Source organism: Tabrizicola caldifontis (assembly GCF_004762095.1).
Classification (GTDB): Bacteria; Pseudomonadota; Alphaproteobacteria; order Rhodobacterales; family Rhodobacteraceae; genus Tabrizicola; species Tabrizicola caldifontis.
In genome coordinates this window covers 1-23,782 of sequence record NZ_SIJH01000007.1, presented here as the reverse complement: position 1 = coordinate 23,782, position 23,782 = coordinate 1, and the positions used below count along the sequence as shown (strand labels likewise).

At 65.4% G+C, this 23,782-nt stretch carries 27 protein-coding genes and 1 tRNA gene; 16 read left to right on the top strand and 12 right to left on the bottom strand.

The window, feature by feature from the left end:
* The first annotated feature begins 178 nt into the window (after positions 1–178).
* The 10 genes from sdhC (at position 179) to EYB42_RS07075 (ending at position 6,863) form a co-directional block, all read left to right on the top strand.
* The gene (gene sdhC, locus EYB42_RS07120; RefSeq protein ID WP_135449183.1) at positions 179–565 is read left to right on the top strand and encodes a succinate dehydrogenase, cytochrome b556 subunit; all 387 of its coding nucleotides are present in this window, start codon (positions 179–181) and stop codon (positions 563–565) included.
* A gap of 8 nt (positions 566–573) precedes the next feature.
* On the top strand, positions 574–945 hold the full coding sequence (gene sdhD / locus EYB42_RS07115; protein WP_135449182.1) for a succinate dehydrogenase, hydrophobic membrane anchor protein: 372 nt from the start codon (positions 574–576) through the stop codon (positions 943–945).
* A gap of 10 nt (positions 946–955) precedes the next feature.
* Positions 956–2,758: a succinate dehydrogenase flavoprotein subunit gene (gene sdhA / locus EYB42_RS07110; RefSeq protein WP_135449181.1), complete on the top strand. Its 1,803-nt coding sequence runs from the start codon at positions 956–958 to the stop codon at positions 2,756–2,758.
* The gene (locus EYB42_RS07105) at positions 2,758–3,117 is read left to right on the top strand and encodes a hypothetical protein (protein ID WP_135449180.1); all 360 of its coding nucleotides are present in this window, start codon (positions 2,758–2,760) and stop codon (positions 3,115–3,117) included. The genes sdhA and EYB42_RS07105 overlap by 1 nt, the downstream gene beginning before the upstream one ends.
* A complete protein-coding gene (locus tag EYB42_RS07100) occupies positions 3,117–3,434 on the top strand; it encodes a hypothetical protein (RefSeq protein WP_135449179.1) in 318 nt (105 codons plus the stop codon). Before EYB42_RS07105 ends, EYB42_RS07100 begins: the two co-directional genes overlap by 1 nt.
* Before the next feature lie 4 nt (positions 3,435–3,438).
* The gene (locus EYB42_RS07095) at positions 3,439–3,732 is read left to right on the top strand and encodes a hypothetical protein (protein ID WP_135449178.1); all 294 of its coding nucleotides are present in this window, start codon (positions 3,439–3,441) and stop codon (positions 3,730–3,732) included.
* Between the two features lie 2 nt (positions 3,733–3,734).
* Positions 3,735–4,886: a glycosyltransferase 61 family protein gene (locus EYB42_RS07090; RefSeq protein WP_135449177.1), complete on the top strand. Its 1,152-nt coding sequence runs from the start codon at positions 3,735–3,737 to the stop codon at positions 4,884–4,886.
* 11 nt (positions 4,887–4,897) lie between these two features.
* Positions 4,898–5,674, top strand: a complete 777-nt coding sequence (locus EYB42_RS07085) for a succinate dehydrogenase iron-sulfur subunit (RefSeq protein WP_135449176.1) — start codon at positions 4,898–4,900, stop codon at positions 5,672–5,674.
* Positions 5,675–5,681: 7 nt separating this feature from the next.
* On the top strand, positions 5,682–5,876 hold the full coding sequence (locus EYB42_RS07080) for a hypothetical protein (protein ID WP_135449175.1): 195 nt from the start codon (positions 5,682–5,684) through the stop codon (positions 5,874–5,876).
* A 111-nt stretch (positions 5,877–5,987) separates the two neighbouring features.
* Positions 5,988–6,863, top strand: coding sequence for an urea carboxylase-associated family protein (locus EYB42_RS07075; RefSeq protein ID WP_135449174.1), 876 nt, complete (start codon positions 5,988–5,990; stop codon positions 6,861–6,863).
* A gap of 24 nt (positions 6,864–6,887) precedes the next feature.
* Here EYB42_RS07075 and EYB42_RS07070 read toward each other — a convergent pair whose 3' ends face one another.
* The 10 genes from EYB42_RS07070 to EYB42_RS07030 form a co-directional block, all read right to left on the bottom strand.
* On the bottom strand, positions 6,888–7,871 hold the full coding sequence (locus EYB42_RS07070; protein WP_135449173.1) for an aldo/keto reductase: 984 nt from the start codon (positions 7,869–7,871) through the stop codon (positions 6,888–6,890).
* Complete coding sequence (locus EYB42_RS07065; protein WP_135449172.1) at positions 7,868–9,187, bottom strand: serine hydroxymethyltransferase; 1,320 nt, start codon at positions 9,185–9,187, stop codon at positions 7,868–7,870. Before EYB42_RS07065 ends, EYB42_RS07070 begins: the two co-directional genes overlap by 4 nt.
* Positions 9,184–9,888 (bottom strand): purine-nucleoside phosphorylase, encoded by a 705-nt coding sequence (gene deoD / locus EYB42_RS07060; protein ID WP_135449410.1) that lies wholly within the window; start codon positions 9,886–9,888, stop codon positions 9,184–9,186. The genes EYB42_RS07065 and deoD overlap by 4 nt, the downstream gene beginning before the upstream one ends.
* A 160-nt stretch (positions 9,889–10,048) precedes the next feature.
* Entirely contained in the window at positions 10,049–10,408 is a 360-nt protein-coding gene (locus EYB42_RS07055) for a DUF6455 family protein (RefSeq protein ID WP_135449171.1), read from the bottom strand.
* A gap of 82 nt (positions 10,409–10,490) precedes the next feature.
* The gene (locus tag EYB42_RS07050) at positions 10,491–10,895 is read right to left on the bottom strand and encodes a hypothetical protein (RefSeq protein ID WP_135449170.1); all 405 of its coding nucleotides are present in this window, start codon (positions 10,893–10,895) and stop codon (positions 10,491–10,493) included.
* Positions 10,896–10,921: 26 nt separating this feature from the next.
* A complete protein-coding gene (locus tag EYB42_RS07045; RefSeq protein WP_135449169.1) occupies positions 10,922–11,158 on the bottom strand; it encodes an Lrp/AsnC ligand binding domain-containing protein in 237 nt (78 codons plus the stop codon).
* Between the two features lie 21 nt (positions 11,159–11,179).
* Entirely contained in the window at positions 11,180–12,742 is a 1,563-nt protein-coding gene (locus EYB42_RS07040) for an ATP-dependent DNA helicase (RefSeq protein WP_135449168.1), read from the bottom strand.
* A gap of 47 nt (positions 12,743–12,789) precedes the next feature.
* Positions 12,790–12,966 (bottom strand): hypothetical protein, encoded by a 177-nt coding sequence (locus EYB42_RS17315; RefSeq protein ID WP_167850951.1) that lies wholly within the window; start codon positions 12,964–12,966, stop codon positions 12,790–12,792.
* Positions 12,967–13,107: 141 nt separating this feature from the next.
* Positions 13,108–14,400, bottom strand: a complete 1,293-nt coding sequence (gene ccrA / locus EYB42_RS07035) for a crotonyl-CoA carboxylase/reductase (protein ID WP_135449167.1) — start codon at positions 14,398–14,400, stop codon at positions 13,108–13,110.
* Positions 14,401–14,529: 129 nt separating this feature from the next.
* The gene (locus tag EYB42_RS07030) at positions 14,530–15,864 is read right to left on the bottom strand and encodes a 1-acyl-sn-glycerol-3-phosphate acyltransferase (RefSeq protein ID WP_135449166.1); all 1,335 of its coding nucleotides are present in this window, start codon (positions 15,862–15,864) and stop codon (positions 14,530–14,532) included.
* A gap of 188 nt (positions 15,865–16,052) precedes the next feature.
* On the opposite strand from EYB42_RS07030, the gene EYB42_RS07025 reads away from it, so the two are divergent.
* Positions 16,053–18,008 (top strand): methylmalonyl-CoA mutase family protein, encoded by a 1,956-nt coding sequence (locus EYB42_RS07025; protein ID WP_135449165.1) that lies wholly within the window; start codon positions 16,053–16,055, stop codon positions 18,006–18,008.
* Between the two features lie 25 nt (positions 18,009–18,033).
* On the opposite strand, the gene EYB42_RS07020 is transcribed toward EYB42_RS07025, so the two are convergent.
* Together EYB42_RS07020 and EYB42_RS07015 are read right to left on the bottom strand one after the other, a co-directional pair.
* A complete protein-coding gene (locus tag EYB42_RS07020; RefSeq protein WP_135449164.1) occupies positions 18,034–19,095 on the bottom strand; it encodes a quinone-dependent dihydroorotate dehydrogenase in 1,062 nt (353 codons plus the stop codon).
* Positions 19,092–19,430, bottom strand: a complete 339-nt coding sequence (locus EYB42_RS07015) for a DUF952 domain-containing protein (RefSeq protein ID WP_135449163.1) — start codon at positions 19,428–19,430, stop codon at positions 19,092–19,094. The genes EYB42_RS07020 and EYB42_RS07015 overlap by 4 nt, the downstream gene beginning before the upstream one ends.
* A 478-nt stretch (positions 19,431–19,908) precedes the next feature.
* Between EYB42_RS07015 and EYB42_RS07010 the strand changes: the two genes are divergently transcribed.
* The 5 genes from EYB42_RS07010 (at position 19,909) to EYB42_RS06990 (ending at position 23,663) form a co-directional block, all read left to right on the top strand.
* Positions 19,909–20,565, top strand: coding sequence for an SOS response-associated peptidase (locus tag EYB42_RS07010; protein WP_135449162.1), 657 nt, complete (start codon positions 19,909–19,911; stop codon positions 20,563–20,565).
* Positions 20,566–20,717: 152 nt separating this feature from the next.
* Complete coding sequence (locus EYB42_RS07005) at positions 20,718–21,809, top strand: Acg family FMN-binding oxidoreductase (protein WP_135449161.1); 1,092 nt, start codon at positions 20,718–20,720, stop codon at positions 21,807–21,809.
* A gap of 3 nt (positions 21,810–21,812) precedes the next feature.
* Complete coding sequence (locus EYB42_RS07000; protein WP_135449160.1) at positions 21,813–22,772, top strand: alpha/beta fold hydrolase; 960 nt, start codon at positions 21,813–21,815, stop codon at positions 22,770–22,772.
* Between the two features lie 185 nt (positions 22,773–22,957).
* A tRNA-Gly gene (locus EYB42_RS06995) sits at positions 22,958–23,031 on the top strand.
* Between the two features lie 86 nt (positions 23,032–23,117).
* The gene (locus EYB42_RS06990; RefSeq protein ID WP_135449159.1) at positions 23,118–23,663 is read left to right on the top strand and encodes a DUF6538 domain-containing protein; all 546 of its coding nucleotides are present in this window, start codon (positions 23,118–23,120) and stop codon (positions 23,661–23,663) included.
* Positions 23,664–23,782 lie beyond the last annotated feature (119 nt).

The following is a 23,782-nucleotide window of genomic DNA, read 5'->3' as shown; positions in this document are numbered from 1 at the left end:
ACGGATTTTCTGCCCGTGATCACGAAGCCAAGAAATCTGCCCGGATAGCGGAAACATCCTGCGTCTGCGGCATTCTCGCGCGTGACACGGGCGAAATCCGCGCTATTCAAGGCAACGAACGTTAGCCGAGCGCGGGGCCGGATCGCTGCCCGCGCCGCCAGAGGTGAGGACCAGACCCATGGCAGACGCCCGGCGTGCAGAACGCCCCCTTTCGCCGCATTTGCAGATCTATCGCTGGCAGGTGCCGATGCTGACCTCGATCCTGACGCGGATCACGGGCCATGCCCTGATCGCCGGGATCGTGCTGGGGGTCTGGTGGCTTCTGGCCGCGGCGACCTCGGACGATTATTTTGCGCTGGCGAATGCGGTTGCGACCAGCTGGTTCGGGGATCTGATCTTCACCGGGTCGCTGTGGGCGGTGTGGTATCACTATCTGGCCGGCCTGCGGCACCTTTACTATGACGCGGGCAAGGGGCTGGACATCCCGACGGCGGAAAAGCTGGGCTGGGCCTGTATCATCGGTTCGGCCGTGCTGACTGTGATCACAATTTTTCTGGTTCGGTGAGGGACGCCATGCGCTATCTGACCCCCCGCAAGCGCGCCGAGGGCAAGGGTGCCGCCCATGCCGGCACGGAACATCACTGGTCGATGACCGTTTCGGCCGTGGGCCTGGCTTTTCTTGTGCCGGTCTGGCTTTACATCTTCGGCAGCGCGCTGGGCGGCACACGGGCCGAGGTGCTGGAGACCTTCGCTCGCCCCTTCCCGGCGATCGTGACCGCGCTGGTTCTGATCGTGGGGATGCGCCATTTCGCGATGGGAGCGACCACGATGATCGAGGATTACGCCCGGGGCACGGCACGCAGGATGCTGATCATCTTCGTCGTCTCGCTGGCCTGGGTCATCGCGGCCACCGGCCTGTTCGCCCTGGCCCGCATCGCGCTGTGAAGGAATCGATATGACTGCCTACCCTTACGAGACGCATGATTACGACGTGGTGGTCGTGGGTGCCGGCGGCGCGGGCCTGCGCGCGACGCTTGGCATGGCCGAACAGGGCCTGCGCACGGCCTGCGTGACCAAGGTCTTCCCGACCCGCAGCCACACGGTGGCCGCACAGGGCGGCATCGCCGCCAGCCTTGGCAACATGGGGCCCGACAACTGGCAATGGCACATGTACGACACCGTCAAGGGGTCGGACTGGCTGGGCGATACCGACGCGATGGAATACCTGGCGCGCGAGGCGCCCAAGGCCGTTTACGAGCTTGAGCATTACGGTGTGCCCTTCAGCCGCACCGAAGAGGGCAAGATCTACCAGCGCCCCTTCGGCGGCCACACGACCGAATTCGGCGAAGGCCCCCCGGTGCAGCGCACCTGTGCGGCGGCGGACCGCACGGGGCACGCGATCCTGCATACGCTTTACGGTCAAAGCCTGAAGAACAACGCCGAATTCTACATCGAATATTTCGCGCTGGACCTGATCATCACCGATGGCGCCTGCACCGGTGTGGTCGCCTGGAAACTGGATGACGGCACGATCCATGTCTTCAACGCCAAGATGGTGGTGCTTGCGACGGGCGGCTATGGCCGGGCTTATTTCAGCGCGACCTCGGCCCATACCTGCACAGGCGACGGCGGCGGCATGGTGGCCCGCGCTGGTCTGCCCCTGCAGGACATGGAGTTCGTGCAGTTCCATCCGACCGGCATCTACGGCTCGGGCTGTCTCATCACCGAAGGCGCGCGGGGCGAGGGGGGGTATCTGACCAACGCCAACGGCGAGCGTTTCATGGAACGCTATGCGCCACACTACAAGGATCTGGCGCCGCGCGATTATGTCAGCCGCTGCATGACGCTGGAAATCCGCGAAGGCCGCGGCTGCGGACCGAACGGCGACCATATCCACCTGCATCTCAACCATCTTCCCCGCGAGACGCTGGAGGCACGATTGCCCGGCATCACCGAAAGCGCCCGCATCTTCGCTGGCGTCGATCTGCACAAGGATCCGATCCCGGTGCTGCCCACGGTGCACTACAACATGGGTGGTATCCCCACGAACTACTGGGGCGAGGTGCTGAACCCGACGAAGGACGACCCAGATGCCGTCTTTCCCGGCCTGATGGCGGTGGGCGAGGCTGGCTGTGCCTCTGTGCACGGTGCGAACCGGCTGGGGTCGAACAGCCTGATCGACCTGGTGGTCTTCGGCCGGGCCGCGGCGATCCGCGCCGGGCAGGTGGTGGATCGGGCCGCCGCGGTGCCCGCCACCAACAAGGCCGCGGTGGACAAGGCGCTGGCCCGGTTCGATGCCCTGCGCCATGCCAAGGGTAACGTGCCCACCGCCCAGTTGCGGTTGGAGATGCAGAAGACCATGCAGGCCGATGCCGCTGTCTTCCGCGCCGAGGCGACCCTGGCCGAGGGCGAAAGGAAAATGACCGCCATCGCGGCCAAGCTTGATGATCTGCACGTCACCGACCGGTCGCTGATCTGGAACAGCGACCTGATGGAGACGCTGGAGCTGACGAACCTGATGCCGAACGCGCTGGCCACGATCTATGCCGCGCACGCCCGCACCGAAAGCCGCGGCGCGCATGCGCACGAGGATTACCCGCATCGCGACGACGTGAACTGGCGCAAGCACTCGCTGGCCTGGGTCGATGGCGCGAAGGTCAGCCTCGACTACCGCCCGGTGCACACCGAACCGCTGACCTCAGAGGCCGAGGGTGGCATCCCGCTGAAGAAGATCGCCCCGGCAGAGCGGAAATTCTGATGCGCGCCACTTCGCTTCTTCTGTTCATGGCCCTGCCCGCCTGCGTGGCGGGCGAAGCCGTGATGCAGGAGACGACGCGCAGCCTGGCGAGGTCCGCGGTCGACACGGCGGCGGAGCGCTATCTGCCCGGTGTGCCGGTCAAGCCCTATTCCGACTGTGTGATAGATAATGCATCGACGTCCGAGTTGCTGGCGCTGGCACAGGCGGCCGGGGCGGGGTCCGCGCAGGAAGTCGCCAACCGCGCCTGGCCCACGGTCAGGACTGTGGCACAACGGCCCGAGGCGGCGCAATGTCTTGTCCGGGCCCTGTCAGGCGGCCAGCTTCGGGCGGCGCAGGGCCTTGTGATCGGAGGCTTTTGATGACCCTCAGACCTGCCCTTGCCCTTGTCGTTCTGGCGCTGGCCGCCTGCGACCCGGCCGAGATGGCCGACCGGACGATGCGCCGTGCCGCGGGCGACGTGGTCTTTGCGGTGGTGAACCGTGACATGCCGGCTGGTCCGGCGCAGGCGGCGACAGAGTGCATCCTTGATGCCGCGACCATGCCCGAGATCCGCGCACTGGCCCGCGATATCGGCGTCGAGGCCGGAACACAGACCAAGGAGAACATCCGCAATCTGGCGCTGCGGCCTGCTGCGCAATCCTGCTTCGCCGCCAATGGCGTGCCTCCGATCAGGTAGCCACATGAAACGCCTTGCCTTTCTGGTTCTTTCCTTTCTGGCCGCCTGCGGATCGATGTCGATGGCCGAGGCGGAGCGGCAGTGCCTTGAGCGTGCCCGGCTGGCCCAGCAGCCGCGCGGCGAGGTAAGCGTCGGGGTTGGATCGAATGGCAAGACCGCTGGCGCAATCGAGCTTGAGGTCTCGTCTGATTTCCTGCTGCGACGGGACCCTGCGGCGGTATTCGAACTTTGTGTCCAGCAGAAGACCGGCCAACCGCCGTCGCGGCCGCTTGGCCAGATGCCGGGCTGGAAGGGGTAGGGATGACCGGCCTCGCGCCCATGCAGCTGTTCCGCGATGTGGCTGTGGTTCCGGTCGGCAAGGTGCGACGATCGGTGCCGATCGGCGGCCCGATCTGGCATTCCTTCGATGCCCAGGTCAGCGCGAGGCACTGTCGTGACGGTCGGCCATCGGACCGCCCGGCGCCCATGCCTGTGCAAGCCGCCATGATCGACGAGCCAGCCGTCTGGGGTGGGTATCTGATCCACCAGTTCGGCCACCTCGTGGCCGAGCATCTGACCCGCTTGCCGCAATCGGTGCGCGATCGGCCCCGGGATCGGTTCCTCTTTACCATCGAACCTGGTTCAGATGTTGGCCGCATACCGCTTCACGTCTGGGATGTGCTGGACTGGCACGGTGTGCCGCGAGATCGCGTCCATCTGGTAACCTCGCCCGTTCTGGTACGGGAACTTCATGTCGCGGCCCAGGGCGAGATGCTGGGCGGGGTGCCAACGTCGCCGCAATATCTGGACCTTCTGGAAGAGAGGGCCCGGCTCAACGGCCTTCGGCCCGTGCCCAACCGGCTGGTTTTCGTGACCCGGGCCGGGATGGTGGCGTCTGGTCGTGGCGGACATGCCGGCGAGGCTTATCTTGCGGGGCTGCTCTCGCGGTTGGGTGTGCCGGTCGTGGACCCCGGCAACTTGCCAATCCGTTCCCAACTTGCGCTCTACGCAGGCGCCGACATCCTGGTTTTCTCGGAAGGCTCGGCGTTGCATGGCCGGACCCTTATCGGTCGGGTGCGGCAGGAAATCCATGTCCTGCGGCGCCGGTCGCTGCGTAATACGGCACGCTGCCAGCTTGCACCGCGCTGCACGCGTCTTGCATACCATCAGGTGCTAGCAGGACGGCTGGGCTGTGCGACCGAAACGCGTGGCAGTCGGCCCGACCTGGAAGTTGCGCTTTACGACGTCGAGATCCTTTTCCACGTCTTTGCCGGGCTGGGCATCGACCTGCGCCCGCACTGGGACGATGCCGCCTATCGCCAAGCCGTAAGCAATGATCTGGCCGGCTGGATGACGGCCAACCCGACCTCCCGGAAACAGCATGTCGAGAACTTGGACATGCTGGCCGACCTTGACCTTGACCCGCCGCCGGGGCTGGCTGCCGACGCTGCCGCTGCCCCGTCGATCCATTGAAAGGCTGATCCATGGTTCAGTTCACCCTGCCCAAGAATTCCAAGATCCGCACCGGCAAGACCTGGCCTAAGCCTGAAGGCAAGAACGTGCGCAAGTTCCAGATCTACCGCTGGAACCCCGATGACGGCGAAAACCCGCGAGTCGATACCTATTTCGTCGACATGGACAGCTGCGGGCCGATGGTTCTGGATGCGCTGATCAAGATCAAGACCGAGATCGACCCGACGCTGACCTTCCGCCGGTCCTGCCGCGAAGGGATCTGCGGCTCCTGTGCGATGAACATCGACGGCATCAACACGCTGGCCTGCATCTATGGCCTGGACGAGATCAAGGGCGACGTGAAGATCTACCCGCTGCCGCACATGCCGGTCATCAAGGATCTGATCCCGGACCTCACGCATTTCTACGCCCAGCACGCCAGCATCATGCCCTGGCTGGAGACGAAGACCAACCGCCCGGCCAAGGAATGGCGGCAGTCGATCGAGGATCGCAAGAAGCTGGACGGGCTTTATGAATGCGTCATGTGTGCCTCGTGCAGCACATCCTGCCCGAGCTACTGGTGGAACTCGGACCGCTATCTTGGCCCCGCCGCGCTGCTGCATGCCTATCGCTGGATCATCGACAGCCGCGATGAAGCCACGGGGGAACGGCTGGACCAGCTGGAAGACCCGTTCAAGCTCTATCGCTGCCACACGATCATGAATTGCGCCAAGACCTGCCCGAAGGGGCTGAACCCGGCCAAGGCGATCGCCGAGATCAAGAAGATGATGGTCGAGCGGGTGGTGTGATTCTCACGTGCCGCTGATCCTGTTGATCCTGGCGGTCGGAGTTTATCTCTATCTCTGGCACCGGTGGCGAACCACGACCCTGACGCGCGACTGCCGCTGGCGGCAGGACCGCCGCGTGGCGCCTGATTACTGGCGTTGCGTGGTCTGCGGGGCCGAGGCGCGGGGGCGCGAACCCAAGGATTGCCTGCGGGCAAGGGGGTAAGGGGGGCGAAGTTTTCGAAAACTCCGCACCGGAGCCCTTGGAGGCTCTGCGCCGATTTCTTCGAAGAAATCGGCGCTTGCGGCGGGGCCGGTTCCCGGCAAGTCTGCGGTCATGAAGCCCGACCGCCCCGAACACCCCGCCCCCGCCGATGCCGAAGCCCGCAAGGCCGTTGCCCCCGTGATCTGCTATCCGGTCGGGGGCCTGCCGCGCCCCGACCTCTTTGCCTACCGCGCCGCGCGCGAGGGCTGGAGCCTGATCGACGAAGTGCTGGTTCCCCCGCGCGAGGCGCGTTGCTTCGAGGTGTCGGCCGGCCACTTCTTCCGCATTGTCAGCGTGGAAGGCCCGCAGGTGGGCGATCTGAACCTTTTCGCGGCGGGCAACCTGGCCGAGCGGTTCTTTTCCGGAAAGACGCGGGCGCTGCATGGCACGCATCTGTCCACCGGCGACAGGATGTGGTCCTGCCTGCCTTACCTTCGGCCGATGGCGACGATCACCAAGGATACGCTGGACTGGTATGGTTTCGACGCCTTCGGCGGCAGCGTGCATGATGTGATTGGCACCCGATGCGATCCCTATACCCATGCGCTTCTGTCCGGCGGGCAGCAGTATCACCACTGCTGCCATTCCAATCTGACCCGCGCCGTGGCGGCGCATGCCGGTCTGCCGCTGCATGCGGCGGAACTGCATGTGCATGACGTGCTGAATGTCTTCATGTGCACCGGCTTCACCCGCGACACGGGTCAGTATTTCATGAAGGCAAGCCCGGTGCGTCCGGGCGACTATCTTGAATTCATGGCAGAAATCGACCTTCTGGGGGCTCTTTCCGCCTGCCCGGGCGGGGATTGTTCGACCGAACATTCATCGGACGCCGCAGCCTGCCATCCGCTGCTGGTGCAGGTTTTCCGGCCGAAGGCGCCGCCAGTCGGATGGGCCCCGCCGGGGGCCAACCCCTATGACCGCAGCCACGGCGCCGCTCGTCGTCGCTGACGGCCTTCCTCGGTGGTCGCGGTGTCAGGAATACCGCTCGACCGTCGCCGCCTGCGGGTCATCGTAGCGGTCGCCCCAGGCCCAGCCGACTGGCAGGATGCGGTCGATCTCGGCCCGGTCGTCATCGGACAGGTCGATTTCGGGCGCAAGGATCCATGCCTTAAGGTGTTCGGCCGTACGGGTGCCCGGGATCGGGATCAGATGCGGGCCGCGATCCAGAATCCATGCCAAGGCCAGCGCCGCGGGGTCAAAGCCGCGGCTTCTGGCCATATGGTGGAAGGCTTGCAGCTTCGAAAGGTTGTGCGGCCAGTTTTCAGGGTAGAACCGGGGAATGCGGGTGCGGAATTCCCCCGGCGGGAAGGTTGCCGGATCGGCCATCGGTGTGCCGAAGACCCCGCGGGCCAGCGGAGAAAACGGCACGAAGGCAACGCCAAGCTGGGCGCACCGCTGGATCAGACCCAGTTCGGGCTGGCGTGTCCACAGCGAATATTCGCTTTGCACTGCCATGACCGGGTGAACCGCATGGGCGCGTTCCAGCGTATAGGGGCCGATTTCCGACAGGCCGTAGCCCAGAATCTTCCCCTCCTCGTGCAAGCGCTGCATGGTTCCTGCCAGGTCTTCGGCTGGGATCTGCGGGTCGTGACGGTGGGCGTAGAAAAGCGTCACATGATCCACCCCAAGCCGCCGCAACGAGCCTTCCAGTTCGGTGCGCATATGCTCTGGCCGGTTGTCGACGCGGCGGGCGGGGTCGTCGGTGAATGCGGCCTTGGTGGCGATGTGGGGGCGGTGGCCACGCGTCCTCAGCCACTTGCCAATGATCGATTCGCTGAGACCCTTTCCGTAACCGTTTGCCGTATCAAGAAAATTGATCCCATGGTCCCAGGCGGCATCAAGGGTTCGCAGGCTTTCGTCCTCGGTCGTCGGGCCGAAGATGCCACCGAAGGACAGGCAGCCGAGGCCAAGTGCGGAAACCTCGGGGCCGTTCAGGCCAAGACGACGGGTCTTCATGCGTTCACGTAATGCAGGCCCTGGAACCGGGCCCGCAGCGCGCGGGTCCGGGGGGCGATGGTTTCGGGGGCGATGGACCGCAGGGCCTCGGCGATCAGCGCGGCAAGTTCGGGCGCATCCGCTGGGGTGACACCCCGGCGGACAAGTTCGGGCGTGCCGATGCGCAAACCGTTCATGTCGCCCGGCACCTCGGGCAGGGGCAGGCCGATGCCGCAGGCAAGGAACCCGGCCTTGCGCAGGCTTCTGGAGGCCGCCTGACCACCACCGAAGGCCGCAGCCTCGACCGCGAACTGGTGCGAGGTGGTGGCCCCCCTGTCGCTGGCAAAGACTGGCAGACCAAGGTTGACCAGTTCCTGCGCCAGAGCGCGCGCAAGATCCACCATGGCCCGGGCATAGGCAGCCCCATGGTCGCGCCAGTCAAGAAGCGTCAGCGCCAGTGCCGCCGATTTTGCGGCGTCGAAATTTGCGGTGAGGCCGGGGAAGGCGATAGCGTCAAGACGTTCGGCGATGGTGGTATCGTTCGTCACGATCAGTCCCCCCGCGGGGCCGCCCAGGGATTTGTAGGTGCTCATCGTCATCAGATGTGCGCCTTCGGTCAGCGGGTTCGCCCAGACACGCCCGGCGATGATGCCGCATTGGTGGGCAGCGTCGAACAAGACCTTAGCGCCGACCTGATCGGCGATCTTGCGAACTTCGGCCACCGGATGCGGAAAGAGATTCAGGCTGCCGCCCAGGGTTATGACCTTTGGCCGAACCGCATGGGCAAGGTCGCGAAGGCCAGAAAGATCAATGGTATAGCCATCGGCATCTATGGGGGCCGGATGGGTCGTAAGCCCATAGAGCCCCGCACAGCCGGCCGCATGGTGCGTAACATGTCCACCGATTCTGGCGGGCGGGGCGATGATGCTGTCGCCAGGTTTCGCCAGAGCCATGAACCCGTACAGATTGGCCAGCGCGCCAGAGCCGACGCGGATTTCGGCATGGCCCGCATCAAAGATTTCGGCGGCAAGTTCGGCGGCGATGACCTCGATCTCCTCGATCGCCTCAAGCCCCATTTCATACTTGTCGCCGGGATAACCCAGCGATGGGCGCGACCCGAGGCCCCGGGCCAGCGCCGCTTCGGCCCGGGGGTTCATCACGTTGGTCGCAGGATTCAGGTTGAAACAGTCGCGGTCGTGGATTTCCTGATTTCGGTCGATAAGTTGCCCGATCCGGGCCGCAACCTGCGCCGAGGGGCTGGCTGCTGCCGCGGCAAGGCGCTGGATGTGGGTTTCGCAGGCCTGCGGCACCCAGGGGCGGGGGACGAGGCGGGTCATGCGAATGCGGCCTCCAGGGCGATCCTGATCATGTCGCCGAAGGTGGTCTCGCGCTGGTCCGATGGCAGCGCCTCGCCGGTGGCGATGTGGTCCGAAACGGTAAGGACGGCCAGCGCGCGGGCACCATGCCGCGCGGCAAGCAGGTAAAGTTCGGCAGTCTCCATCTCTACCCCAAGGCAGCCGTGACGAACAAGCTGCTCGGTCAGGTCTGGGCGTTCGTCGTAGAAGGTGTCCGACGAATAGATGCCGCCGACGGGGACAGGCGTGCCCATCGCAGTGGCTGCGGCATAGGCTTTTGACAGCAGGCCGAAATCGGCGCAGGGGGCGAAGTTCAGCTCGCGCAGGATCGTGCGCGAGGGGGAGCCTACGGTCGAGGCGGCCTGCGCCAGGATCACGTCGCGGACCTTGACATGTTTGGGCAGTGCACCGGCCGACCCCACGCGGATCAGCGTCCTGGCGCCATAGTCGCGGATCAGTTCGTTGGCGTAGATCGACATCGAAGGCATGCCCATGCCCGAACCGTGAATGGTGACCCTGTGCCCGCGCCAGGTGCCGGTATAGCCCAGCATCCCCCGCACCTCGTTCACCAGCACCGCGTCCTGCAGGAAGGTCTGCGCCGCCCAGCGCGCGCGGTAGGGGTCGCCTGGCAGCAGAACGGTTTCGGCAATATCGCCCGGCTTGGCGCCGATGTGGACGGTCATGATTCCCCCGGATTCGGGCGCCATGGCCAAGTCCATGAAAGCCCTGAAGATCTTCGTGTCTTGATCGGATCGTCCTTCTGTCTGCCCCGTCTGAAGGCGCAAGACCGACCCGCGCCCCATTAAGGCGGCGGTCGGCGGGCAGCGCAAGGGGGCTTCGCTGTCAGGCGCCGTGCGGCGCAAGAGCAAGGAAGGACGCGCGATTGCTGCAGAAGTCGATGGCCGCGGGGTCTGCCATGTCGCCCATGTCGAGCACCCGACCGCAGGCGCCCCGTTCCGCGCAGTGGCCGCAGACTGTCAGCAGTTCAACCCATTGGGCATGGTTGCGTTTAAGTTCGGTCTCGGGCACGCCGAAGATTGCGCCCATGGCGGTGACGCGTTCGGTGATGTCCTGCGGCATGCGCAGAAAGTCCAGAACCTGAGCGCGGGTCATGCCCAGATCCTCAAGGTCACGATCGGTCAGGGCCTCGGCCTCGCTGACCTGATGCAGCCGGTGGAGGAGAGAGCGGATGCGGTCGAACATTGGCGTGGCCCTGCTGCAGATGACGCAGGCGTCCTAGCAGGGTCGGGGCCTGGCCGGATTGATGTGGGTCAAGCAGACAGGATCAGTCCGGCTGTTCCCAGTCGGTCCCTGTCCAGCGGTAGCGGATGGGCTGGCCCTGCTGGTCCGGCGCAGTCAGGAAGGTTTCGCCCTGTTCTGTAACCACCTCCCACGATTTCAGGGTCAGCATGCCGATCGCGCCATCGATCTCGGTATAGACGGTGCACCCCAGGATTCCGCAGTAAAGCGAGGGCGTGGTCGAACAGGTGAAGCCCGCCGTATCAAGCAGCCAGTCCGGCATCCCGTCGCCGCTCAGATCGATCCGGGTCACCGTGCCTTCGGCAAGGCTGAATTCACCTTCGCAGAAACCGGCGGATTCGCTGACTACCCTGTTGAACTCGGCCGGCCAGGACGGATCCTGGGCAAGGGCGGGACTGGCGGCAAGAAACACTGCAAGCAGGCGATGCATGGCGGGCCCTCGGGTCGAACTGGGGGTCAGAATGCCTTGAAGGTCATCGTGGTCAGCGTGCGCTGGATGCCGGGAATGTCGAAAAGCCGCGACGACAGATAATGGCCGACGTCCTGATCGTCGGGGATGTAGACCTTGGCGATCAGGTCGTAGTCGCCGCTGGTGGAATACAGTTCGCTGACCACCTCACGATCCCAGATCGCATCGGCGACCTGATAGGTCATGCCCGGAGTGCAGCGGAACTGGACGAATACCAAGGCCATCGGACCCTCCTTCTTGCATGGTCATCCTAAGGCCCCTGCACCGGAAGGGGAAGCCTCGGTCAGGCTCAGAGGGGCTGGTTCGCGCCTGAGATCATCCACGGTCAGGGGCGCGGTGGGCCGAGCCAGCCGGTTGCGCACGACCCAGAACAGCCGGGTCTGCGCCCTGGTGATCGCGACATAGGCCAGCCGTTTCCACAAGGGCACCCCCGCCTCGCTGCGGCCTGACTGGGCGGCGGCGTAAAGGTCGGGGGCAAAGACCTGCACCTCGTCCCACTGGCTGCCCTGCGCCTTGTGGATCGTCACCGCCGCACCGTGCAGAAACGCAGCGCCCATCCGCGCCGCATGGGGGATGAAGGGTTCCTCCTCATCCGGTTTCTCGATCTTGATGATCGAGGCCGCCGAAACCTGCGGCTCTTCTGCCCCCACCACATGCAGGCGGGCAAAACCCTCGCGGTTACCCTCGCCCAGATAGATCACCTGCGCGCCCTTGATCAGGCCGCGCGCTTCAAGGTCGATGCGCTTCTTGCGGTGCTTGAGCGGCAGTTCGATCCCGTCGCAGATCAGTGGCTCGCCCGGAAGAAGCCGGTCCTCAGGCGCGCCGTAGGCATTGCGGAAGGCCTGGATCAGTCGCACGCGGGTCGCGTTCCGCCAGACGAGAACCGGCGAACGTGCCATCAGCTGCGCCTCGACACGTTCTGCCCAGACCACCCGGCCATCCCGACGCGCCGTTTCCTGCACGAGGGCCTCGAAATCCTCGAAATCCAGCCGTTCATCGCCCAGCGCATGGGCCAGGTCGAGGATCGGGTTGTCCAGCGTCTGGCGGTGGATGCGATGCAGGATCAGCTTTTGTCCTTCGGACAGGCGGTCGAACACCATCTGCCCTGACTGCCCTACCGGGGCCAGCTGCGCCGGGTCACCGAACAGGACCAGCGTCGGAAAGATCTCGCGCAGGTCGTCGAACTGGCGTTCGTCCAGCATGCTGCTTTCATCGACGAAGCCCACGTCCAGGGGTTCCTCGCGTCGCTTCCAGCCCTTGATGAAGTCCGACCCCTTGAGCCCCGCCGCCGCCAGCGCGCCGGGGATGCTGGCCACCTGCTGGTAGAAGGCCTGTGCCCGGTCAAGCGCCAGATCCGTCAGCCCCGCAATGGCAAGGCTGTCGATCACCGGCCGCGTGCCCGTTCCGGCCAGCCATTCGGCGATCTTCTCGTATTCCGGGTCGTAGACCGGGGTGTAGAGGATGCGGTGTATCGTGGTCGCCGGCACCCCGCGCAGCCGCAGGACGCTGGCGGCCTTGTTGGTGGGGGCAAGGATCGCCAGGGTCCGGCGGTCCTTGCGCTTGCGCCCTTCGTAGTCGCCCGAGATTACCTCGACCCCGGCCGACCGCAGCCCCCTGTAAAGTTCGGCCAGAAGCATGGTCTTGCCAGAGCCCGCCTTGCCGATCACCGCCATGACGGTGGCCCGACCCTCGCTGATCGGGGACAGTTCGCCCTCGACCAGATCGATGCCTGCCCCGCGGAAGGCGGTGGCAAGGCAATCGTAGGCTTCGGCCTGATCGTCGGAAAACTGAAGCGCCGGGGGATGCATCGCGCCACCATAGCCGCGGGATGCGTCAAGCGGTAGGCCCGCCGGGCCTAATGCGCGCGGCGGGGCAGGGAAAGTGTCAGGGCGGGCGGTTCGGGCGCAACATCGACCTCGCGCAGGGCGACTGCCAGCGCCTCTTCAACCTTCAGCGCCAGATCCGGCAGATCGTTTTGCCAGGCATAGTCCTGCAGGTCCGAGAGCACGTCGAAGATCCAGTCGTGGCGCATGACCCCCTCGGGACGCTTGGATTTGCGGGCCGCCGCAGGGCCCACCCCGTCGAAGGTTCGATGCGGGATGGGCCGGCGGCTGCTGGCCCACCCGAACACAGATAGTCCCGCGGCGGTAAACCGCAGATTAATGGGCGCGCCTTATCGGCCGAGGCTGGCTTCGAGCGTGTCCTCGAAGGTGCGCAGCCCCGTGCGCGGCGCCTGCACCAGCACGGCCATGTTTCCGGGCTTGTGCTGGTTCTTCCACATAAGTGTGTGCGCCTTCGGGATTTCGGCCCATGGGAAGACTTCGGACATGCACGGGTCGAGCCGGCGTTCGATCATCAGCTTGTTGGCGGCGCTGGCCTGCTTCAGATGTGCGAAATGGCTACCCTGCAGGCGTTTCTGGTGCATCCACATGTAGCGCACATCGAAGGTGCAGTTGAACCCGGTGGTTCCGGCGCAGATCACCACCATGCCGCCCTTCTTGCAGACCAGGGATGACACCGGGAAGGTCGCCTCGCCCGGATGTTCGAAGACGATGTCCACGTTCACGCCCTTGCCGGTGATGTCCCAGATCGCCTTGCCGAAGCGTCGCGCCTCCTTCAGCCATTCGTTGTATTCGGGCGAGTTCACCTTGGGCAGTTGCCCCCAGCATTTGAATTCGTTGCGGTTGATGACGCCCTTGGCGCCCAGGCCCAGAACGAAATCGCGCTTGGATTCGTCGCTGATGACCCCGATCGCATTGGCCCCGGCCGTGTTGATCAGCTGGATCGCATAGGACCCGAGGCCCCCCGAGGCCCCCCAGACCAGCACGTTCTGGCCCGGCTTCAGGTCGTGGGGTTCATGCCCGAAGAGCATCCGGTAGGCAGTGGCCAGCGTCAGCGTGTAGCAGGCCGATTCCTCCCAGGTCAGGTGTTTCGGACGTGGCATCAGTTGCTGGGCCTGGACCCGTGTGAACTGGGCAAAGCTGCCGTCCGGCGTCTCATAGCCCCAGATGCGCTGGGTGGGGCTGAACATCGGGTCGCCGCCGTTGCATTCCTCGTCGTCGCCATCGTCCTGGTTGCAGTGGATCACCACCTCGTCGCCGACCTTCCAGCGCTTGACCTTGTCGCCGACCGCCCAGACGATACCAGCCGCGTCCGACCCGGCGATGTGGTAGGGGTGCTTGTGGCCGTCGAAGGGGCTGATCGGCTGGCCCAGTCCTGCCCAGACGCCATTGTAATTGACGCCCGCCGCCATCACCATGACCAGGACTTCGTGGCTGTCGATCTTCCAGGTATCCACAACCTCGACCTGGAAAGACTGATCCGGCGCCCCGTGCCGTTCGCGGCGGATTGCCCAAGCATACATCCTGGCCGGTACATGCCCGAGCGGCGGCATCTCGCCCAGTTCGTAAAGGTCCTTCTTCGGCGCGTCGTAGATCACCGGAGCATTTTGCGTATCCAAAGCCACCTCAGCCTCCAGATGGTTGCCGCGCCGCAGAATCGCCGCGCCTATGGCGGCAGATAATATTCTTGCGCGCAATATTGCAATAGTCTGATTAGACATTTTGTAATTTTATGTCTGCCGCGTTGCGGCGACCTAAACTTCCGGTACCGAAGCAGCATAGAATGCCAGAAGCGCACGTTCCGTTGCCACCGGCTGCAGGCCCTCGGTCACCAGCCCGCGGCGGATCAGCGGCGTCAGTCCCTCGTTCAGGATGGCAGCCAGCCCCTGGGGCGGAAGCTTCAGGACCGCCCCGGCCGCCTGCAAGCGCGCGACCAGGGTTGCGACACGATCCTGCAGCTCGTCACGGCTTGCCGCCCCATCGCCAATCGCCTTTGCCACCAGCGGCACCGGCAGCACGGGCACCACCGCAGCGATCGCCCTCATCAGCCGCGCGCCCAGCGTCTCGACCGTTCCGCCCTCGGCAAGATGGGCCCGCAGGCTGACCGGCGCCCCGAACCCGGCCGCCGCCGTGCCAAAGCCCTGTGTCAGCCCCCTGAACCGCGCCCAAAGGAACCGGGCGGCATGCCAGGCCACCCAGAGCGGTCGGTTTCGGAACTGCCTTCCGCCGGCTGCGGCCGCCTCGACCAGGACACGGTCCTCCAGCACCCGGTCGTAGGCAAGGCCTACCGGCACGAAGGCCACGTCACGTCCTGCCGGGTCGAAACCCTCGACGATATAGTGAAGCAGCCCCAGTCTGGCCGGCCCGACACGGCCATCAAGGCTCAGCCCGCCTTCCGGGAACAGAGCCTGCGTCGTGCCCTCGGCGGTCGCCATCTGCACATAGCGCGCCAGAACCTTGCGGTAGAGCGCATTGCGGCTGCCGCGCCGGATGAAATAGGCCCCCATCGCCCGGATCATCGCGCTAAGCGGCCAGACACGCGCCCACTCTCCCACAGCATAGGAAATCGCCGCACGCTCCGCGACCAGCCAGGTGACCAGCACATAGTCCAGGTTCGACCGGTGGTTCATCACGAAGATGATCGTCGCCTTCGGATCCAGCTGGCCCAGCCGCTCGTCCACCTTGCCGACCCGTACACGATAAAGCAACCGGCTCAGCCATTTTGCAGCCCGTGTGGCAAAGCCGAAGTAGAGCGTCGCCGAAAAGGCGGGCACGATCTCGCGCGCATAGCGCCGTGCCTCCTCAAGGGCGACCTCGCCAGGCGCACCGGTTGCCGCGGCATGGGCCATGGCCGCTTCGACCACCTGCCGGTCATAGGCAAGCCGCGCCACCATGTGGGAGCGCCGCGCCAGCTTGAACAGATCGATCTTGCGGTCGAGCCGCGCGTTCAGCTGCATCAGTGCGCGTTCTGCCCTGCGGCGGAAGAACCAGCGGACCGAGGGGAACAGGAAATGCGTGGCAAAGCTGATCACCGCAAAACCGAGGATCAGGATCAGCAGCCAGACCGGAACTGCGACCGTGCCGAACATTCACCCACACTGCCCGAAACCGGAAACCGCGTCGATGGCTTCTTCCGCATCCGGGCGCGCATACCCCGCGGCTGCAAGGCAGGACGGCAAAGGACGTGTCGCCGCAGTGCAGCGATTGACATTGGCATGATCTGTCGCGTATTCCGTGATGAGCGCAACAAAATTACCCGACCGACTCGCGAGGCCCCATGTCCGAGAAACCTTGGCTGTTCCGCACCTATGCCGGCCATTCCACGGCTGCAGCCTCGAATGCGCTGTATCGCACCAACCTGGACAAGGGGCAGACCGGGCTTTCCGTCGCCTTCGACCTGCCCACCCAGACCGGATATGACAGCGACGACCCACGCTCGCGCGGCGAGGTCGGCAAGGTCGGCGTGCCCATCGCGCACCTCGGCGACATGCGCACCCTGTTCCGGGACATCCCGCTGGAACAGATGAACACCTCGATGACGATCAACGCCACCGCGCCCTGGCTGCTGGCGCTCTACATCGCCGTGGCCGAGGAACAGGGCGCCGACATCTCGAAACTGCAAGGGACGGTCCAGAACGACATCATCAAGGAATACCTCTCGCGCGGCACCTACATCCTGCCGCCCGAACCCTCGCTGCGCCTGATCACCGATGTCGCGGCCTACACCGGGAAACACCTGCCGAAGTGGAACCCGATGAACGTCTGTTCCTACCACCTGCAAGAGGCTGGGGCGACGCCGGAACAGGAGCTGGCCTTCGCGCTCGCCACCGCCTGCGCGGTGCTCGATGATCTGAAAGTGAAAGTCCCGGCCGAAGATTTCCCCGCAATGGCGGGCAGACTGTCGTTTTTTGTCAATGCCGGCATCCGTTTCGTTACCGAGATGTGCAAGATGCGCGCCTTCGTGGCGCTGTGGGACGAGATCCTGGAGTCCCGCTACGGCATCACCGACGCCCGCTTCCGCCGCTTCCGCTATGGCGTGCAGGTCAACTCGCTTGGCCTGACCGAGCAGCAGCCAGAGAACAACGTCTATCGCATCCTGATCGAGATGCTGGCCGTGACGCTCTCGAAGAACGCCCGCGCCCGCGCCGTGCAACTTCCGGCCTGGAACGAGGCGCTGGGCCTGCCGCGTCCCTTCGACCAGCAATGGTCGCTGCGGATGCAGCAGATCCTGGCCTACGAGACTGATCTTCTGGAATTCGATGACCTCTTCGACGGCAACCCTGCCATCGAGCGCAAGGTCAACGAACTCAAGGCCGGCGCGCTGGAAGAACTCGCTCACATCGACGCCATGGGCGGGGCGGTCGCGGCCATTGGCTACATGAAATCCCGCCTGGTCGAGGCCAATGCCGAGCGTCTGGCGAAGATCGAGTCCGGCGAGACGACCGTCGTCGGTGTGAACCGGTTCACCACCACCGAACCTTCGCCACTGGCCACGGGGGAAGGCGCGATCATGCAGGCCGACCCGCAGGCCGAAGCCGACCAGTGCGCCCGGCTGGCCGAATGGCGTGCCAGCCGAGACCCGGCCAAGGTCGCCGAAGCCCTTGCCGCGCTGCGGCAGGCGGCGCAATCGGGCGACAACATCATGCCAGCTTCGATCGCCTGCGCGAAGGCGGGTGTGACCACAGGTGAATGGGGCGGGGCGATGCGGGCGCTTTTCGGTGAATACCGGGCGCCCACCGGCGTCTCATCCCACCCCTCGAACCGCACCGAGGGGCTGGAGCCGGTGCGCGAGGCCGTCGCCGCTGTTTCAGCGAAACTGGGGCGCCCGCTGCGGTTGCTGCTGGGCAAGCCCGGTTTGGATGGCCATTCCAACGGCGCCGAGCAGATCGCCGCCCGCGCCCGCGACTGCGGTTTCGAGATCACCTACGACGGCATCCGTCTGACACCCGCCGAAATCGTCGCCGCTGCCACCGACAAGCGGCCGGATGTCATCGGTCTGTCGATCCTGTCGGGCAGCCATCTGCCGCTGATCCGCGAGACACTGGACCTGCTGCGCCAGGCTGGCTTGTCGCGGACACCGCTTGTGGTCGGAGGCATCATCCCCGACGAAGACGCCCGTGCATTGCAGGCCATGGGTGTTGCCCGGGTCTATACCCCCAAGGATTTCCAGCTGAACCGGATCATGCTGGATCTTGTGGCGCTTGCCGATCCCGCCGCTGTCGCTGCCGAATAGCCTTTGCCGCCGAAGGGGCGCCGGACTATATCCATTCGTCGCGCCCGGTGCCAACCGCATCGGCAACGCTGGCAAAGCCGTCGCGGGCCAGCAGCGCGTCGAGGCCGCGCACGATGCGCGGCACCAGCGACAGGCCCTGGTAAACCATGGCCGTATAAAGCTGCACGGCGGAAGCGCCCGCGCGGATCTTGGCATAGGCGTCCTGGGCCGAAGCAATTCCCCCGACCCCGATCAGCGGCAACCGCCCCTCGGTCAGCCGGGACAGTTGCGCCAGAATCCTGGTGGACCTTTCGAACAACGGCGCCCCGGACAGGCCTCCCTGCTGGTCCCGGCTTGCAGATTTCAAACCTTCGCGCGACAGCGTGGTATTGGTGGCGATGATGCCCGAAATGCCAGAGCCAAGGGCGACCTCGGCAAGCTGGGCCAGTTCGTCCTGGGTCAGGTCGGGGGCGATCTTCAGGAAAACCGGAACAGGCCGGGGCAGGTCGGCGCGGGCTTCCATTACGCCCGCGAGGAGGGCCGCCAAGGCAGCGGAACCTTGCAGGTCGCGCAGTTTCTCGGTGTTTGGAGAGCTGACGTTGACGGTTGCAAAATCGACATGCGGGCCGCACGTGGCCAGCACGCGTGCGAAGTCTGCGGCGCGGTTGTCGCTGGTCTTGTTCGCACCGAGGTTCAGCCCCACCGGCACCTGCGTCCGCACACGCGCGGCAAGACGCCGGGCGATCGCCTTGGCACCATCGTTGTTGAAGCCGAAGCGGTTGATCGCGGCCCGGTCCTCGGTCAGCCGGAACAGGCGAGGCCTGGGGTTGCCCGGCTGGGGCAGCGGGGTGGCGGCGCCGACCTCGATGAAGCCGAACCCCGCACGCGAAAGCGGGCGGATGGCGGTGGCATTCTTGTCATAACCCGCGGCAAGCCCCACGGGGTTCGGAAGCTCCAGCCCGGCCAGCATCGTGGCCAGCCGGGGTGTGGTCACCGGGCCGGGAAGCGGCACAAGGCCGGCTTTCAGCGCCACCAGTGACAGGGCGTGGGCGCGTTCGGGGTCCAGCCGATGCAGCAGCGCAAGGCCCGCGCGTTCCAGAAGGCTCACAGCAGGCCCTCGGGGAAGATGTGGCCTGTCGCGCCAAGCGGAAGGGACTTGTCCCAGACGACCTCTTCGATCCGCAGCGGCCGGTAGAGGTGGGGGAACAGCTGCCCACCGCGCGAGGGTTCCCATTTCAGGGCCGGACCCAGGCGGTCGGCGTCAAAGGCCACCAGCACCAGATCGCTTTCGGTCGCAAACCATTTCGCCGCTGTCTCGGCCACCTGTGAGGGGGTTGAGAAATGGATGTAGCCGTCGGCCAGATCCACCGGCGCCCCCCGTGTCTCGCCTGCGGCGCGGAAGGCGTCCCATTCTGGGCGGCGGAAGATCTTCAGGATCAGCATGCGCCGCTTTTGCCCCGTCGCGGCCATTGGGTCAACCCACCGGGCAGATGGCGCCGTGTTGGGCAAAGCGACCAGTATCAACCGTCTTCCGATGATCCGGCCGACAGGAACGGCGAACAACGATCCACAGGCTTTTTCGTTTCGGGCCATTGGCGCCTTTCTGTCCGTCTGGCATGGGCCAGTTGCACACTGCATGCCATCCGCATCCGCGTTCACCATGCCTGGATCGAGCCCTTCACTGCCATCGCGACCGCCGCAGCTTCATCGGCGCGGCCAATCCCCATGATTTCGGGCCGGACATGGCAGACGTGACGGCCGGGCTCCTGGCGAAGGTGGCCCGTGCCTTTCCTTTGCCTGCATGCGCAGCTGGCGGAATTCGAACGCCTGGCAATCCCGCCTTTCCCAAAACCGCGGGCAGGGAAGCGCCTTCCCGTGGCAGGGGTTTCGCGATGGCCCGGACCGCGCTAGCCTCGGGCACATGTGTGGCCGGTTCACCATCACCCATCCCACCGAGGCGCTGGCCGCGCTGTTCGATGCCGTGCCCGGCAATGACCTGCCGCCTGTGCCGAACTACAACGTCTGCCCGACGAATGCGGTGGCGGTGGTCACCTCCGAAGGCGGCAGAAGGCGGCTTCGGGCGATGCGCTGGGGGTTCATACCCAAGTGGTACAAGGCGCCGAACGACGGGCCGCTGATCATCAACGCAAGGTCGGATACGGTGGCGACGAAGCCGGCCTTCCGCGAGGCGATCCGCAAGAGGCGTTGCATCGTGCCCGCGAGCGGCTTCTACGAATGGAGCGAGGGCGAGGGCGGCGTGCGGCTGCCCTGGTATTTCACCCGCGCAGATGGCCTGCCGATGGCGCTGGCCGGGGTCTGGCAGCGTTGGGGGGACATGGATACGGTTGCCATCATCTCGACCGAGGCCGGTCCTGGGATGGCCGAAATCCACCACCGCGAGCCCGTGGTGCTGGAACGGGAAGACTGGCCCCTCTGGCTTGGCGAGGCCGGCCACGGGGCGGCGGTGCTGATGCGCGCCTCGGCCCAAGGGGTGTTGACCCGCCCCTACCGGGTGGGGACGGCGGTAAACTCGAACCGGGCCTCGGGTCCCGGCCTGATCGAGCCGATCGCGGCCTGAGGCAGGCGGGAGCCTGTCGTCTGCCCCGGCGATGCTGGCGGAACGGGATAGGTCCCGGCGACTTGCGCGATTTCGGGTCGCTTGACCCATGTCATGGCGTTCGGCCGTGACGCGGCCGAGACTTTCCGCCTGACAAGCGGAAGGACAAGGTGATGACCATGCTGTCGCGCAGAACCGTGGTGGGAAGTGGACTTGTCCTCGCCGCAGCGGGCGCTGCCGGCTACAGTCTTTGGCCGCGCATGGGCGATTATCAGGCTACGGTCGAGCAGCAGCGGCGGCTTCCGGCCGGCGATGCGACGGTGCAAGAACTGGTCCGCATGGCCACGCTGGCTGCCAATGGTCACAACACGCAGCCGTGGCGGTTCCGGCTTGACGGCCAGAACGTCAGCATCCTGCCCGATCCGTCGCGGCGGACGGCGGTGGTGGATCCGGACGACCACCACCTGTTCGCAAGTCTGGGCTGTGCGACTGAAAATCTGGTCATCGCGGCGGCGGCACTGGGCCGGCACGGTGAAGTTGTCATCGGACCCGGGGCCGATCCGAAGATCGACATTGCGCTGTCATCGGCGCAGCCGGGGCGGCAGGATCTTTTCCAGGCGATCCCGCTGCGCCAGTCCACGCGATCGATCTATGACGGGCAGCCGGTCTCGGCCGCGGATCTTGCACGTCTTGAAGCGGCGGCGCGGGAAGAGGGCGTGACGGTTCTGATCTTCACCGATGCTGCCGACCGCGACGCGATTCTGGATTTCGTGGTTGCCGGCAACAGCGCGCAGATGGATGACCCGGCCTTCGTGCAGGAACTGGCGGACTGGATCCGATTCAGCTCTGCGCGTGCGGTCGAGACCGGCGACGGGCTTTTCGCCGCCTGTTCCGGCAACCCGGTCATGCCAGAGTGGATCGGCAGGCGCATGTTTCCCCTTGTCTTCAGGAAGGACAGCGAAAACGACAAGTATCGGGCGCAGATCCGGTCCTCGGCCGGGGTGGCGGTCTTCATCGGCGCAGCGGCCGACCCGCAGCACTGGATCAGGGTCGGGCGCAGCTTTCAGCGCTTTGCCCTGGAAGCGACCGCCTTGGGCATCCGCACGGCGCACGTCAACCAGCCGGTGGAGGTGTCCCAGGTCCGGGCAGAGTTCGCGCGCTGGCTGGGCAATCCGGAGGTCCGGCCCGATCTGGTGGTCCGGTTCGGCCGCGCGCCTGCGCTGCCGATGTCGCTGCGCCGCCCGGTCAGCGCGGTGCTGGCCTAGGGGATGGCGGTCCGACGCACAGTGCTTCTGGGGTTGGCCGGCGGGGCGCTGGCAGGCGTGGCGTTTGCGGCAGGGGCCTTCCGCGAGGCCAGGGCACAGGCAGGAAACCGGCTCTTTGCGCAGGGGCAGGTGATCGACAGCCCGGCAGGGCCGCTGGAGTTCGCAGTGGCAGGCGATGGCCAGCCGGTTCTGATGATTCACGGTACCGGTGGCGGCTTCGATCAGGGGCTTCTGTTCGCGGCAGGCCTGCGGCGCCGCGGCTTTCGCATCGTCGCGCCGTCACGCTTCGGCTATCTGGGAAGTGCCTTTCCCGAGGACGCCTCGCCCGCCAGCCAGGCAGATGTGCTGGCCGGGCTGCTTGACCATCTGGGCATCGACCGCCTTCCGATCCTGGGTGGGTCGGCCGGGGCTTTGACGGCGGCGGAATTCGCCCTGCGTCACCCCCAGCGCTGCTCGCATCTGGGGCTGTTGGTGCCGGCGGCGAACTTGACCAACCGCGATCCCGTGGAGTTCAGCGCGCTGCAACAGGTGGCAGTGGATCTTGTTCTGGGGTCGGACTTCCGCTTCTGGGCGGTTTCGCGGCTGGCGCCGGGGCAGATGATGGCCACCCTGCTGGCCACCGACCCGGCGCTGCTGGATCAGGTGTCTGACGCAGAGCGGCAGCGGGCGCAGGCGATCCTCGACCAGATCTTTCCTGTAAGCCGCAAGGTTGCCGGATTGAAGAACGATGCCTTCTGGGCCGGTGCCCCGACGACTGCCGAGCACGAGGCTATTGTCGCACCGACTCTGATCCTGTCCTGCGAGGATGACCGGTTCGGAACTGCCGCCACCGCGCGCCTTCTGGCGGAACGCATTCCGCATTCCGAGCTGGAGGTCTTTCCAACCGGGGGACACATCTGGCTGGGCCGTGACGATGCCGTTGCTGACCGGATTGCACGCTTCCTCCGTGTCCAGGGTCCGTAGCCGAAGGCCACGGCATCGCTGTGCCGCATCCGGTCCGTGTTTCCCCCGGGGTGCCGGTTTGCCTGGATCGCCGCAGGTTGCCTGTTTCGCAGGCTGGGCGCGTGTCTTGAACGCATGCACTTGTACGGTCAGTAGGTGTGCCGCCTTGACTAAGCAGATCAGTCCGCATACCTAGCGGGTGCAGCGCGGGCGTTGTGTAATGGTAAGACCCTAGCCTTCCAAGCTAGAGACGCGGGTTCGATTCCCGCCGCCCGCTCCAGCACACACTATGTGCGGTCATATTTCTCAATAACTTCTGATACTTGCGTTCCTTCCGGTGCATACTCAGGCACACAAGGGGCACACATGGGACTGGTCTTGAAGCACGTTGAACGCACCAAATCGGGTAGTTGGCAGTATCGCCGAAGGGTCCCCAAGGATATTTCCGAGGTCATCACCAAGCGGGAGTTCAAGCGGAAGCTGGGCGAGTCGGAAAGGGAAGCCTTAGCGGCCTACCCCCGGTATCACGCCGAGGTGGAGCGGGAGATTGCCGAGGCCAAGCGGGGAAAGGGTCGTGCGGCGGTCCCCGGTGGTGTCGTTCTCTCCGGTCGAGAAGCCTATGCGGAGGCGCTGAGGAGGCGGGCTGATCTGGTGGCCGCTGGGGCCTCTGAGGAAGATTTGGAGACGGCAGCGGAGCATCTGTCCGACCAATACCACCAAGATGAAGATGGGCCTCTAGGGGTCCCCTCAGTGGACCGCTACACCATCAACCTCATGCGCCTTGGTCCTGACCGCTACTCGCCCCCAGAGCCTACCCTCGGGGATGCCCGCAAGCTGTATGTGAAGGAGCACCTGAGGGCCGATGACCCAGAGACGGATAGCCGGGTGGTGGGGCTGGCCAGCCGGTGTTGATTTCCACCCAGAACTGAGCCGGGTAGGCGTATAATTTCCACTGAGAATTGAGCCATGTGAACCTTCCCCCAGAGCGGTGAGCGGCGGGGGCAACGGAGTGATCCACATGGGACTTTTGA

Coding starts and splice junctions, on each gene's coding strand:
- sdhC (WP_135449183.1), top strand. CDS start 179: ATGGCAGACGCCCGGCGTGCAGAACGCCCCCTTTCGCCGCATTTGCAG.
- sdhD (WP_135449182.1), top strand. CDS start 574: ATGCGCTATCTGACCCCCCGCAAGCGCGCCGAGGGCAAGGGTGCCGCC.
- sdhA (WP_135449181.1), top strand. CDS start 956: ATGACTGCCTACCCTTACGAGACGCATGATTACGACGTGGTGGTCGTG.
- EYB42_RS07105 (WP_135449180.1), top strand. CDS start 2,758: ATGCGCGCCACTTCGCTTCTTCTGTTCATGGCCCTGCCCGCCTGCGTG.
- EYB42_RS07100 (WP_135449179.1), top strand. CDS start 3,117: ATGACCCTCAGACCTGCCCTTGCCCTTGTCGTTCTGGCGCTGGCCGCC.
- EYB42_RS07095 (WP_135449178.1), top strand. CDS start 3,439: ATGAAACGCCTTGCCTTTCTGGTTCTTTCCTTTCTGGCCGCCTGCGGA.
- EYB42_RS07090 (WP_135449177.1), top strand. CDS start 3,735: ATGACCGGCCTCGCGCCCATGCAGCTGTTCCGCGATGTGGCTGTGGTT.
- EYB42_RS07085 (WP_135449176.1), top strand. CDS start 4,898: ATGGTTCAGTTCACCCTGCCCAAGAATTCCAAGATCCGCACCGGCAAG.
- EYB42_RS07075 (WP_135449174.1), top strand. CDS start 5,988: ATGAAGCCCGACCGCCCCGAACACCCCGCCCCCGCCGATGCCGAAGCC.
- EYB42_RS07070 (WP_135449173.1), bottom strand. CDS start 7,871: ATGAAGACCCGTCGTCTTGGCCTGAACGGCCCCGAGGTTTCCGCACTT.
- EYB42_RS07065 (WP_135449172.1), bottom strand. CDS start 9,187: ATGACCCGCCTCGTCCCCCGCCCCTGGGTGCCGCAGGCCTGCGAAACC.
- deoD (WP_135449410.1), bottom strand. CDS start 9,888: ATGACCGTCCACATCGGCGCCAAGCCGGGCGATATTGCCGAAACCGTT.
- EYB42_RS07055 (WP_135449171.1), bottom strand. CDS start 10,408: ATGTTCGACCGCATCCGCTCTCTCCTCCACCGGCTGCATCAGGTCAGC.
- EYB42_RS07050 (WP_135449170.1), bottom strand. CDS start 10,895: ATGCATCGCCTGCTTGCAGTGTTTCTTGCCGCCAGTCCCGCCCTTGCC.
- EYB42_RS07045 (WP_135449169.1), bottom strand. CDS start 11,158: ATGGCCTTGGTATTCGTCCAGTTCCGCTGCACTCCGGGCATGACCTAT.
- EYB42_RS07040 (WP_135449168.1), bottom strand. CDS start 12,742: ATGCATCCCCCGGCGCTTCAGTTTTCCGACGATCAGGCCGAAGCCTAC.
- EYB42_RS17315 (WP_167850951.1), bottom strand. CDS start 12,966: ATGCGCCACGACTGGATCTTCGACGTGCTCTCGGACCTGCAGGACTAT.
- EYB42_RS07030 (WP_135449166.1), bottom strand. CDS start 15,864: ATGTTCGGCACGGTCGCAGTTCCGGTCTGGCTGCTGATCCTGATCCTC.
- EYB42_RS07025 (WP_135449165.1), top strand. CDS start 16,053: ATGTCCGAGAAACCTTGGCTGTTCCGCACCTATGCCGGCCATTCCACG.
- EYB42_RS07015 (WP_135449163.1), bottom strand. CDS start 19,430: ATGCTGATCCTGAAGATCTTCCGCCGCCCAGAATGGGACGCCTTCCGC.
- EYB42_RS07010 (WP_135449162.1), top strand. CDS start 19,909: ATGTGTGGCCGGTTCACCATCACCCATCCCACCGAGGCGCTGGCCGCG.
- EYB42_RS07005 (WP_135449161.1), top strand. CDS start 20,718: ATGACCATGCTGTCGCGCAGAACCGTGGTGGGAAGTGGACTTGTCCTC.
- EYB42_RS07000 (WP_135449160.1), top strand. CDS start 21,813: ATGGCGGTCCGACGCACAGTGCTTCTGGGGTTGGCCGGCGGGGCGCTG.
- EYB42_RS06990 (WP_135449159.1), top strand. CDS start 23,118: ATGGGACTGGTCTTGAAGCACGTTGAACGCACCAAATCGGGTAGTTGG.